Source organism: Winogradskya humida (assembly GCF_016862215.1).
In the GTDB taxonomy this organism is placed as follows: domain Bacteria; phylum Actinomycetota; class Actinomycetes; order Mycobacteriales; family Micromonosporaceae; genus Actinoplanes; species Actinoplanes humidus.
This window is the reverse complement of record NZ_BOMN01000115.1, coordinates 38,593-51,471: the sequence shown is the minus strand read 5'-3', so window position 1 is coordinate 51,471 and position 12,879 is coordinate 38,593. Positions and strand designations below refer to the sequence as shown.

5 protein-coding genes are annotated in these 12,879 nt (G+C 72.8%); all 5 read left to right on the top strand.

The genetic code is table 11. The features are described 5' to 3' along the window. The first annotated feature begins 33 nt into the window (after window positions 1-33). The 5 genes from Ahu01nite_RS40135 to Ahu01nite_RS40115 all read left to right on the top strand — a co-directional run bounded on the left by Ahu01nite_RS40135 (window position 34) and on the right by Ahu01nite_RS40115 (window position 12,874). Window positions 34-1,308: an MFS transporter gene (locus Ahu01nite_RS40135; protein ID WP_203841996.1), complete on the top strand. Its 1,275-nt coding sequence runs from the start codon at window positions 34-36 to the stop codon at window positions 1,306-1,308. 87 nt (window positions 1,309-1,395) lie between these two features. Continuing rightward, entirely contained in the window at window positions 1,396-2,718 is a 1,323-nt protein-coding gene (locus Ahu01nite_RS40130; protein WP_203841995.1) for an aspartate/glutamate racemase family protein, read from the top strand. 39 nt (window positions 2,719-2,757) lie between these two features. After that, a complete protein-coding gene (locus Ahu01nite_RS40125) occupies window positions 2,758-6,069 on the top strand; it encodes a non-ribosomal peptide synthetase (RefSeq protein ID WP_203841994.1) in 3,312 nt (1,103 codons plus the stop codon). After that, window positions 6,066-7,736: a condensation domain-containing protein gene (locus tag Ahu01nite_RS40120; protein WP_203841993.1), complete on the top strand. Its 1,671-nt coding sequence runs from the start codon at window positions 6,066-6,068 to the stop codon at window positions 7,734-7,736. Before Ahu01nite_RS40125 ends, Ahu01nite_RS40120 begins: the two co-directional genes overlap by 4 nt. Continuing rightward, window positions 7,736-12,874: a non-ribosomal peptide synthetase gene (locus Ahu01nite_RS40115; RefSeq protein ID WP_203841992.1), complete on the top strand. Its 5,139-nt coding sequence runs from the start codon at window positions 7,736-7,738 to the stop codon at window positions 12,872-12,874. The genes Ahu01nite_RS40120 and Ahu01nite_RS40115 overlap by 1 nt, the downstream gene beginning before the upstream one ends. Window positions 12,875-12,879 lie beyond the last annotated feature (5 nt).

Below are 12,879 nucleotides of genomic sequence, written 5' to 3'. Positions count from 1 at the left end.
CCCGGACCGTTCGGCCGACCCGCGGGAGGCACGATGACCAGCACCATCACCAGGACGGCACCGCCGCACGACCCGCCACCACCGCGATCGCCGTGGCGCGGCAACCATGACTTCCGGGCGTTGTGGACCGGCGATGCCGTCTCGCAGGTCGGGTCGCAGATCACCGGCGTGGTGCTGCCGCTGCTCGTGCTCACCACGATGAACGGCAGCGGCACCGACGTCGGGTTGCTGCAGGCCTGCTACACCGCGCCGTTCGTGGTGCTGCCGCTGCTCGCCGGGGTGTGGCTGGAGCGGCGGGCCCGGCTGCCCGTGCTGGTGTCGACCGACCTGATCCGGCTGGTGCTGGTGCTGGCTGTGCCGCTGCTGGCCCTGACCGGGGCGCTCGATCTGTGGCACGTCTTCCTGGTCGCGGCGCTAGGCGGGGCGGCGACGGTGCTGCACGACATCGCCGCGGCGGCGTACCTGCCGCGGGTCGTCGCCGCGGACCAGCTGCCCGCGGCGAACAGCATGCTCGCCACCAACCAGGCGGTCGGTAACACGGCGGGCCCGGGGGTGGCCGGCTGGGCGGCGGGTGCGTTCGGGCCGGCGGGCGCGCTGGTGTTCGACGCACTGTCCTATCTGGTCTCGGCGAGCGCACTGCTGCTGGTCCGGCGGCGCGAGGAGCCACCGGCGCCCGAGCCGCGCGCGTCCCTGCGGCGGCAGATCACCGACGGGCTGGGCGCGGTGCTGGGCCAGCCGGTGATCCGCCGGGTGGTGATCCACGCGGGCATCTACAACGCGGGGTACGCGCTGCTCGGCGTGGCGTTCCTGATCCACTTCGTCCGCGAGCTGGGCCAGGGCAGCACCCGGTACGGCCTGGTGATGGTCGTCGGCGGGCTGGGTGCGGCGACCGGTGCGCTCCTCACGCCGGCGGTGCTGCGCCGCCTCGGTTTCGGGCGGACGTTCACGCTGGTGCTGCCGTTCTCGACGCTGTCCTACCTGCTGCTCCCGGGCGCCGGCGGCGGCACCGCGGGGCTGGTGCGGTGCGCGGTGGCGTTCTTCCTGGGCTCCGCGGGAGCGGCCGGCGGGAGCGTCATCGCCATGACCCTGCGCCAGCGGCTCACCCCCGACCGGCTGCTCGCGCGGATGACCGCCAGCTACCGGCTGATCGCCTTCGGGTCGCTGTCCGTGGGGTCGACGGCCGCGGGTCTGCTCGTCGACCGGTTCGGTGCCCGGGCGGTGCTCTGGTGTGCGCCGGTCGTCCTGGCCGGGTCGGCGGTGCCGGTGCTCACGCGTACGGTGCGCCGCCTTGATCGCCCTTCGCAGTAAGGGGTTTCACCGACTCCATCCCCCACGCGCATTCCCGCACGATCGATGCCGATGGTGCCGGAGCCTCGGCACGAAAGGAGCTGTCAGATGAGCGTGCAAACGCGCGCGGAACGCCCAGCGGACGTCACGTTCGCGGAGAACGCGATTCCTCCCGAGGTCGCCGCCAATCTGGACGTCCTCACCGCCGGCGACGTGTGGCACCTGGTCTCCCGCAATCCCCCGGTGCGCAGCTGCGCGGACGCCGCGAGCCGCCGCAAGCGCCTGGGCGGTGTAGGCATCCCGCTGCGGGACGAGCTCAAGTCCGCGCTCGGTCGCATCGATGCCCCCGGCCCGGCCCGGTACGTCGCGTTCCACATCCGCGGCCATCAGAAGCTGGACGAGGAGAAGGTCGCCGCGATCCTGCGGGCACCGTTCCTGCGGATCGACGAGCAGGAGGTCCGGGAGCGGTTCGGGATGGGCTACGGCACGGTGACACCGTTCGCGCTCGCCCGGCACCCCGAGGTCACCCAGATCTTCGACGCCGGTGTGATCGACCGCAGCTTCCCGCCGTACACGATGATGACAAATCTCGGGCACCTGGAGTGGGCCGTCGAGTTCGTCCCCGAGCAGTTCCTCGCGGTGCAGGCGAACACCCGGGTCGAGGACGTCGCCGCCGGTGCGCGGGTCACTCGGGCGCGCGGTCAGGCGATCGGCATCCTGACCGGCAACTCCCCCGAGGCGGGGATGCTGCTGTGGGAGAAGCTCAACCGCGGAATCCGGGAGAGCCGGCAGATCAAGTTCCGAGGCGACGTCAGCTTTCCCCGGGTGCTGGTCGAGTCCGTGCCCGACATGGGGCTGTCGATGGAGCTGCTCGACCGGGTCGACGAGGTCCGCGCCACCGTGACCAGCGCGATCGAGCGGCTGTGCGCCAACGGCGCCACCGTGGTCAGCGTCGCGTGCAACACCACCCAGTATTTCGAGGCGGAGATCAGGAAGATCTGCGCGCAGCACGGCGTCACGTACGTCTCCACGGCCGAGGAGACCGCCCGCTACCTGCGGCAGGAGGACGTCCGCAGCTTCGACCTCTTCGCGACCGCTTCCGTGGCCGACTTCACGACGTTCCGCGACCTCGCCGCGGAGTTCGAGGTGAACGTGCCGTCACCGCGGCACCTGGACGCCATCCAGCAGCTGGCCTTCTCGGTCAAGATCGAGGGCGTCGCCGGCCCCACCCTCAACAGGATGCGCGACCTGGTCAATCAGGCGGCGCGGACCGACACGGTGGTCCTGGCGCTGACCGAGCTGTCCATCCTGTTCGCCGCGCAGAAGCAGCGGCAGAAGTCGTCGAAACGGTTCATCGACACGCTCGACCTGGTGGCCCGCCGGCTCGCGGCCATCTATGAGGACGACCGCAGCGCCCACGGCGTGAACTGACAGCCAGACCCCAATCCGAGCACCCGGAGGTTGATCCACGTGGGAAGAGCAACACTGACCCCGGAACGCAGGGCGCTGATGCGCCGGCTGCGCGCCGAGAACGACACCGGCTCGCCGCGGGCCGGTGAGATCACCCGGCGTACCGGCGACGGTCCGGTGCCGCTGTCGCCGGGCCAGCGCCGGCTCTGGTTCCTCGACCAGTTCAAGCCGGGCGACCCGGTCTACATCATCGCGGCCGGTGCGTGGCTGCGCGGCCCGCTGGACCACGAGCGGCTCGCGGACGCGCTGGGCCGGGTGGTCGAGCGGCACGAGGCACTGCGTACGGTGCTGCGCTCCGACGGGGACGGCGACGGCATCGGGATCGTCCAGCCGTGGGCGCCCGTGCCGATGCCCGTCATCGACGTCGACGGCGAGCAGGCCGCGCTGGCCCGCGCCGAGCAGATCGTCGCCGAGCCCATCGACGTGGCCAACGGGCCGATGCTGCGGGTCGCCTGCCTGCGCGCCGCCCCGGAGACCCACCTGCTCGTGCTCGCCGTGCACCACGCCGTCGCCGACGGATGGTCGGTGGAGCTGATCCTGGGCGAGGGCATCCAGCTGTACGCGGGCGCGGACCTGCCCCCGCTGGACGTCCAGTACGGCGACTACGCCGTCTGGCAGCGCGAATGGCTCGAGTCCCCGGCCGCCAAGGCCCAGGAGGAATTCTGGCGTACGCAGCTGACCGGCGCGCCCCTGCTCGACCTGCCCACCGACCGCCCGCACCCCGCCCAGGCCGGATTCGCCGGGGCGACCCTCGACTTCGCCGTCCCGGCCGGCACCGCCGCCCGGATCACCCGGCTCGCCGAACGTGAGCACACCACCCCGTTCGCCGTCGGCCTCGCCGCGTTCGGCGCGGTCCTGCACCGGTGGAGCGGCCAGGACGACCTGGTCGTCGGCACCCCCGTGGCCGGTCGCGGCCGGGCCGAGATCGCCGCGCTCGCCGGCTTCTTCGTCAACACGCTCCCCCTGCGCCTCGACCTGACCGGCGACCCCGACCTGCCCGCCCTCGTACGCCGCACCCGGGGCACCGTCCTGGACGCGCAGAGCCACGCCGACCTGCCCTTCGACCGCCTCGTCGAGGTGCTCAAGCCGGACCGTGACGCGACCGGGCGTTCCCCGCTGCTGCGTCACCTCTTCCAGTTCTACGAGAACCCGCGGCCGAGCGTGGCGATGGGCGACGTCGAGTTGACCCCGGTCCGGCTCGGGCGCACCACCGCGAAGTTCGACCTGACCGTGGATCTCGTGCCCCGCGTCGACGGTGGCATCGACGGGTGCGTGGAGTACAACACCGACGTCTACGACGCTGCCTCGGTCCGGCGGCTCGCGGCGGCGCTGGTCGAGGTGCTGGACCAGGTCGAGTCGGGTACGCCGCTCTCCGCGCTGACCGTGCTCGGCGCGGATGACCGTACCCGCCTGGTCGAGCAGTTCAGCGGTGCCGCGGCACCGGCGCTGAACCGCGGACCGGCCACCGTGCACGGCCACATCGAGGAGCAGGTGGCCCGCACTCCCGGCGCGGTGGCCGTGAAGTTCGGCGCGGCCGAGCTGACCTACGCCGAGCTCGACGTGCGCGCCAACCGGCTGGCGAACGTGCTGCGCAAGCGCGGTGCGGGACCGGGCCGGGTCGTCGGTGTCGCGTTGCCGCGCAGCATCGAGCTGATGGTGACGCTGGTGGCCGTGCTCAAGTCAGGTGCGGCCTACCTGCCATTGGAGACCGAGTACCCGTCGGCACGCATCGCCATGATGCTGGAGGACTCGGGCGCGGACGTGGTCGTCACCGACACCACATCGGTCTCCGCCGAGCTGCTGCAGACCATGCGCGCGGCGGGCCCGGCCATCATCTGCCCGCACCGGGACGCCTTCGTCATCGCGGCCTCGCCGGGCACCGCGCCGCAGGTCGAGCTGACCGGGCGGGATCTCGCGTACATGATCTTCACGTCCGGGTCGACCGGGCGGCCCAAGGGCGCGATGAACGAGCACCGGGCCGTCGTCAACCGGCTGCTCTGGCACCACGAGACCCTCGGCCTCGAGGTCGGCGAACGGGTCCTGCAGAAGACCCCGATCGGCTTCGACGTGTCGGTGTGGGAGCTGTTCTGGCCGCTCATGGTCGGTGGCACGGTCACGCTGGTCAACCCCGGCGTGCACCGGGACCCGGACCGGCTGGTGGAGGCGATCGTCGACTCCGGTGCCACGATCCTGCACTTCGTACCGTCGATGCTGGCCCTGTTCCTGGCCTCCCGCGACGTCGCGAAGTGCACGTCCCTGACCCGCATCGTGTGCAGTGGCGAGGAGTTGCCCGCCGCGCTGGTCCGCGAGGCCGAGCGGCTCCTGCCGGGCGTGCCGGTGCACAACCTGTACGGCCCCACCGAGGCGGCCGTGGACGTGTCCTGGTTCCCGAGCACCGAGGGTGTCGGAACCCGGGTGCCGATCGGCCGTCCGATCGCCGGTGCGCGGCTCTACGTCGTCGACCGCACCGGAGCGCTGGCGCCGTACGGGCTCCCGGGCGAACTGCTCATCGGCGGTGTCCCCGTGGCGCGTGGCTACTGGAACCGCCCCGGGCTGACCGCCGACCGGTTCGTGCCCGACCCGTTCGGTTCCGGCGAGCGGCTCTACCGCACCGGCGACCTGGCCCGCTGGCGTGACGACGGCTGCCTGGAATACCTGGGCCGGATCGACAACCAGGTCAAGCTGAACGGCGTCCGGATGGAGCTGGGCGAGATCGAAGCGGTGCTCGCCGGGCATCCCGCGGTGGACTCGGCCGTGGTGGGTGTGCGGACCGGCCCCGCCGGCTCGTCGCTGACCGCGTGGGTGCTCCCCACGTCGGACGCCGGGCAGGCCGACGAGCTGTCCCCGGTGCTGCGCGAGCACCTTCGCGAGCGGCTGCCGGCGCCGATGGTTCCCGGCGTCTTCGTCGCGGTGACCGAGTGGCCGCTGAGCCCCAACGGCAAGCTGGACCGCAAACGGCTGCCCGAACCGGGAACCTCCGGCGCCACGCACGAGGCACCCGCCACCGACCTGGAGATCGCGGTCGCCCGCGTCTGGGGCCAGGTCCTCGAGCGCGAGAACATCGGCGCCACCGACAACTTCTTCGAGCTCGGCGGTCACTCGCTGCTCGCCATCCGGATCCTGACGCGGCTGCGCACGGAGCACGGCGTCGAGCTGTCCCTGAGCGAGCTCTTCGCCGCGCCCACTCCGCGCGGTGTGGCCACGGCGATCACGAAGGCCGCGCGCCGGGCCCCGGCCCCCGCACTGCGCCGCACCGACCGCAGCAGGTACCGCATCACCCCGACCAACCAGGCAGGAGCGGAAGAGAAATGAGCGAGGAGTTGTACCAGCTGCCGGCGTCCTACGGCCAGCAGCGGCTGTGGCTGCTCGAGCAGACGGACACGGACAGCACGATCTACAGCATGAACGTGGCGGTGCGGATGCGCGGACCGATCCGCCCGGAGCTGCTCGCCGAGGCGCTGACCCGGGTCGTCGAGCGCCACGAGGTGCTGCGCACCGTGATCCGGCTGCACGGCGCGGAGGTCGTCCAGGTGGTCCGCGCGCCGGAGCCGGTGCCGCTGCCGGTGATCGACGTGGACGGTGGCCTGACCGGCGCCCGCGCCCGTGCCGACGAGCTGCGCGCCGCGCCGTTCGACCTGGCCCAGGGTCCGCTGCTGCGGTGCTTCCTGCTGCGGCTCGGGCCCGGGGATCACATCCTGCTCACCTCGATGCACCACAGCATCAGCGACGGGTTGTCGCTGACCGTGATGCTCAAGGACATCACCACCAGCTACGCCCAGCTGGTCGAGGGTGGCGACGGCGTCCTGCCCGAGCTGCCGCTGCAGTACGCGGACTACGCCCTGTGGCAGCAGGAACAGCTCTCCTCCGGCGCCCTCGAACCCCAGATCGACTTCTGGGCCGAGCGCCTCGCCGGGCTGCCGCCGCTGCGGTTGCCGCGCGACCACGCCGCCCCGGACCGCCCGACCTTCGACGCGGTGATCGCGCCGGTCGAGCTCAAGGCGCCGCTGCTGGCCGCGTTGCTCGACGCGACCCCCGGCGGCGGGGGCACACCGTTCATGGTGGCGCTGGCCGCGTACTCCGCGGTGCTGTCCCGGTGGAGCCGGCAGCAGGACCTGGTGGTGGCGATCCCCATGGCCGGGCGCTCCGAGGCGGACCTGGAGGAGCTGATCGGCTTCTTCGTCAACTCCCTGCCGATCCGCCTCGAGGTCCGCCCGGAGATGACCTTCAAGGAACTCCTCGGCCACGTACGCGACCGGTGCATCGCCGCGTACTCGAACCCGGACGTGCCGTTCGAGCTGCTGGTGGAGCGGCTGCGCCCCGCCCGCCGGGTCGGCCGCACGCCGCTGGTGCAGGCGTGGATGGCGGTCGTGCCGGCCGAGGTGCGCCTGAGGCTCGGCGAGATTCCCGGTGTCACCCTGGAGCCGGTGCTGCTGGCCCACGCCAAGGCACCGTTCGACCTGGTCGCGGATCTGCTCGAGGACGGCGACGTGGTCCGCGGCAACCTGTTCGGCCGCTCCGACCTGTTCACCGCGGAGACCGTCGAACTGGTGTCCCGCTCGCTGGACGAGGTCGTATCCGCGGCCGCGGCCGACCCGGACGTCGCGATCGCCGGCCTGCCGGTCCTGGTCGCCGACGAGCGACCGCCTTCACCGGACGACGAGGATCCGTACGACGTGGAACCGGTCGCCGCGGTGACGCCGTTGTCCACCGGCACGGTGGCCGAAGGCGCCACCGAGATGCTGCTGCGCACCCTGTGGTGCGAGGTCCTGGGCCGCCCGTCGGTGGGCGTCGACGAGGAGTTCTACGCGCTGGGCGGCACGTCGCTCAGCGCTGTCCGGGTGGTGATGCAGGGCCGCCGGCACGGGCTCGAGCTGCCGCTGGACGTGATGCTCGGCGAGCACACCGTCCGGCAGCTCGCGGCTGCCCTGCCCGCGAAGGCTCTGCCGGCGGCGGAATCAAATCGAGGCGAGGTGTCGTGATGAACTGGCGTGAGGTGCTCTCCACCGCTGCGCAGCAGCAACCCGGGAAGCGGGCGTTCAGCTTCCACACCGAGCGCCCGGGTGAGGCGCCGGCGCTGGACTACGCGGCGCTCGACCGCCGGGCCCGCGCGATCGGCACCGAGCTGCTCCGGCAGGGGCTCCGCGGGCGTACCGCCCTGCTGCTGTTCCCGGCCGGGCTGGACTACGTCGCCACGTTCTTCGGCTGCCTCTACGCCGGGGTGATCGCCGTCCCCGCGTACCCGCCCACCCGCCACCCGCGCAGCGTCGAACGGCTGTTCGCGATCCTGCAGGACTGCGGCGCGGAGGTGGCCCTGACCACGGCGGCGCTGAAGGACCGGATGACCGGGCGGCTCGCCGGCGTACCGGCCGCGGACGCCCTGCGGGTGTGCTCCACCGACGACGTGCCGGACTCCGCCGCCGACGACTTCCGGGAGCCGGGGCTGCGTGGCGACGACATCGCGTTCCTGCAGTACACCTCGGGCTCCACCGCCACCCCGCGCGGCGTCGTGCTCAGCCACGACAACCTGCTCGCGAACACCGCGATGATCCAGCGGGTGTTCGGCCTGGGCCCCGACATGCGCGGCGTGTCCTGGCTGCCCGTCTATCACGACATGGGGCTGATCGGCTCGGTGCTCACGACCGTGCACCGGGGCGGCTCGATGTCGCTGATGGCACCGGCCACGTTCGCCCAGGACCCGTACCGCTGGCTCGACGTGGTCTCCCGCGAGCGGGCCACGGTCACCGGCGGGCCCAACTTCGCGTACGACCTCGCCGTCGAGCGGATCACCGACGAGCAGCTGCGGACGCTGGACCTCAGCTCCTGGGAGGTCGCCTACAACGGCGCCGAGCCGGTGCGGGCCCGCTCCCTGGCGGCGTTCGCCGACCGGTTCGCGGCAACCGGTTTCCGGCCCAGCGCGTTCCTCCCCTGCTACGGCCTCGCCGAGGCGTCCCTGATGGTCACCGCCGGCCCGACCGGCGCGGGCATCCTGACCACGCCCGCCCCGGCCGGCAGCGGCGCCACCGGCGAACTGGTCGGCTCCGGCGAGCTGCCGGACGAGCAGACGCTGCGGATCGTCGACCCGGAGACCGCGGAGCTGTGCGAGCCGGGAGAGGTCGGGGAGATCTGGGTCAACGGGCCCAGCGTCGCGCGCGGCTACTGGAAACGGGCCGACGCGGTCTCCGACACGTTCGGCGCCACGCTCGCCGGAGACGACGGCACGCGCTTCCTGCGTACGGGCGACCTCGGTTTCGTTCGTGAAGGGCAGTTGTTCGTCACCGGGCGCCGCAAGGACCTGATCGTCGTCCGCGGCCGCAACCACTACCCGCAGGACATCGAGCAGTCCGTCGAGACCGTGTCACCGATACTCAAGGGCAACGGCGGCGCCGCCTTCTCCGTCGAGCAGGACGACGAGGAACGGCTCGTGATCGTGCACGAGCTCGTCCGCGGCCACGAGGACGAGGACCTGGTCGCGCTCGCCGAGCAGATCCGGCAGACCGTCGCGCAGCGTCACGAGGTCCGCCCCGCCGCGGTGGTGCTGATCCGCGCCTCGACGCTGCCGCGCACCTCGAGCGGCAAGGTCGCCCGGCACGCCTGCCGCCGCGACTACCTGGACGGCACCCTCACGGTGGTCGGCGCGCGCGCCGCGGCGAAGACAGCCGCAGCGGGCGGGGACGACGTCGCAGGATTTCTGCGGACCGCCGTCGCCAAGCTGCTCGGCGACAAGCCCGCCGAAGTCCCGCTCGACCGGCCGCTCGGTGACCTCGGGCTGGACTCGCTGGACCTGCTGCGCCTGCGCCACAGCGTCCAGACCGAGCTGCACGTCGACCTCGACGAGGACGACGCCGACCTCACCATCACCGCGCTGACCGAGTCGATCGGCAAGCGCCCCCGCTCGGCGGACGGGCAGCCGGATGACGAGGCCACCGGCGACCAGCCGCCGTCTGCCGGGCAGCGGGCGATGTGGTTCATGGCCGAACTCGCCCCGCACAGCACCGCGTACCACATCAGCGTCGCCGCCGCGGTTACCGGCGAGCTGGACGCGGGCGCGCTGCACCGGGCCCTGAACCGGGTGGTGGAGCGGCATGCCGCACTGCGCACCACGTTCCCGGCCGTCGCCGGGGAGCCCGTGCAGCGGATCCACCCCACCCTGCCGCCGCAGTTCGCGACGCACGACGCCACCGGATGGACCGGGGACGAACTCACCGCGCGGATGAACGAGGCCGCGCACCGCCCGTTCGACCTGACCACCGGGCCGCTGGTCCGCGCCGAGTTGTTCGCGACCGGCCCCGGCGAGCACCACCTCGTTCTCGTCCTGCACCACCTGGTCAGCGACATGTGGTCGATGCAGCTCGTCCTCAGCGAGCTGGACACCGGCTACCGCGACGAGCTCGCGGGCCGGCCGGCCGGGGCGACGCCGGTCCCGCCCGGGTTCGCGACCCTCGACCGCCGCATCACCGCGGACCTCGGCACGGCCGAGACCGAGCGGCTGTGGGATTTCTGGCGCGCCGAGCTGGACGGGGCACCGACCGACCTCGAACTGCGTACCGACCGGCCGTCCGGGTCGCATCGGGCGTACCGGGGTGGCGCGCACCGGTTCCACCTCGACGCGGGCACGTCGGAGCGGCTGCGTACGCTCGCCCGCGAGTACGGCACCACGCCGTACGTCGTGCTGCTCAGCGCGTACCAGATCTTCCTGTCCCGGCACTCCGGCAAGCGTGACCTGCTGATCGGCTCCCCCACCCACGGGCGTGGCCGGGCCGAGACGGCCGGCACGGTGGGCCTGTTCGTCAACACCGTCGCGCTGCGCGGCCGGATCGACACCGGGGAGAGCTTCGCGGCGATGGTCCGGCGCAACGCCGGGCTGGTGTCCCGCGCCCTCGACCACGCCGCCCTGCCGCTCGCCGAGGTGGTCGAGCGGCTGCGGGTCCGGCGTGAACCGGGCCGCCCCCCGCTGGTGCAGGCGCTGTTCTCGTGGCAGCAGCCGCACGGCACCCAGGGCGCGGCCACGGCCGGCTTCCTGCTCGGCCATCGCGACGCCCGCCTCGACCTCGGCGGCCTCACCCTGCGGCCGGTGGTGCTCGAGCCGGTCAGCGCGCAGGCCGACATCCAGCTCACCGTCGCCGAGGTGGACGGTGTCCTCGGCGGCATGCTGCAGCACGACGCCGACCTGTTCGACGCCGCGTCGGCCGAGCGGTTCGCGGTGCAGCTGCGCACGCTGCTGACGGCCGCCGCCGACGCCCCGGAGACCCCGGTGGGCCGGCTTCGGCTGCTCACCCCGGAGCAGCGGACGGAGTTGCTGCTGCTGGGCAACGACACGCGGACGGCGTACGACGTGGACCGGCACGCGCACCTGCGGGTCGCCGACCAGGCCGCCGCGACACCGGACGCCCCGGCGGTCGTGTTCGACGACGGCGGGCCGGTGCGGACCATCACGTACGCACAGCTGGACCGGTCGGCGAACCGGCTGGCCCACGAGCTGATCAACCGTGGGGTACGCCCCGGCGACCTGGTCGGGCTGCGCCTGCCCCGGTCCGTGGAGGCCGTCGTCGCGATGCTCGCCGTCCTCAAGGCGGGCGCGGCGTTCCTGCCGCTGGACCCGGACCTGCCCACGGCCCGGCTGGACTACATCGTCGCCGACGCGAACGCCGCGCTGGTCCTGACCCTCGACGACGTCAGCCTCGACGACGCTGAACCGGTCGGCCCGCCCGAGGTGACCGTCAGCCCCGCCCACAGCGTGTACGTGCTCTACACCTCCGGCTCCACCGGGCGGCCCAAGGGCGTACGCATCCCGCACCGCGCCCTCACGAACTTCCTGGTCTCCATGCGAGCCTCCCTCGACCCCGCCCCCGGCGAACGCTGGCTGGCCGTGACCACCTTCTCGTTCGACATCTCCATCCTGGAGATCTTCCTGCCCCTGATCACCGGCGGCATCACCCACATCGCGTCCCGGGCGATCGCGCAGAGCGGCTCGGAGCTGCGGGAACGGCTGGACACCGGCGCGTACGCGACCATGCAGGCCACCCCGGCCACCTGGCAGCTGTTGCTCGACCACGGCTGGACCAACCCGGCCGGAACGACCGTCATCAGCGGCGGTGAGGCGCTCCCCCCGGCGATGGCCCGGCGTCTGCTGGAACACGGCGGAGCGTTGTGGAACTGCTACGGCCCCACCGAGACGACGATCTGGTCGACCGGGACCCGGGTCACCGAGCTGCCCGAGCGCTACACGCCGCTCGGCCCGCCGTTCACCAACACCACGGTGCACGTGCTCGACGAGAACCTCGAGCCGGTGCCGGCCGGGGTGGCCGGCGAGGTGCTCATCGGCGGGGACGGGCTGGCGGACGGCTACCACGGCCGGCCGGCGCTGACCGCTGACCGGTTCGTGCCCGACCCGTACTCCGAGCGGCCCGGCGCCCGGCTCTACCGCACCGGTGACCTCGGGCAGCGCAGCGCGGACGGCGACATCGAGCTGCTCGGCCGGGTCGACGACCAGGTGAAGGTCAACGGCTTCCGGATCGAGCTGGGCGAGATCGACGCGCAGCTCGGCCGGCATCCCCTGCTGAGCCGCGCGGTCACCACCGTGCACACGATCGCCGGTGCCCCCACGCTGGTCGCTCACGTGCAGGCCCGGCACCGGACGGCGAACGCCGCCTTCGACCGCGGCGCCGCGGAGCAGGAACTACGCGAGTCGCTGCGGAAGGTCCTTCCCACGTACATGGTGCCGGCCCGGTTCGTCTGGGTGGCCGACTATCCGCTGAACGCGAACGACAAGGTGGACCGGGCAGCGCTGCGGGCACCGGAGGCCGGGGCTGCAGGCCGGGGCGAGGCTCCGCGTACGCCCACCGAGCACCGCATCGCCGCGATCCTCACCGACCTGCTCGGCCTGCCCGAGCTGGGCCGCGACGACAACCTGTTCGACCTCGGCGCGCATTCGCTGATGCTGTCCCGGTTCCAGGCCCGCGTCAGCGAGACGTTCGGGACGCAGATCGCGCTCGGCGCCGTCTTCGAGGGACCGACGGTGGCCGCGCTGGCCACCCTGATCGACAGCTCCACCACCCCGGCGGCGGCCCCGGCTCCCCTGATCACCCGGATCGACCGCAAGCAGTACGCGCGCCGATGAGCGAG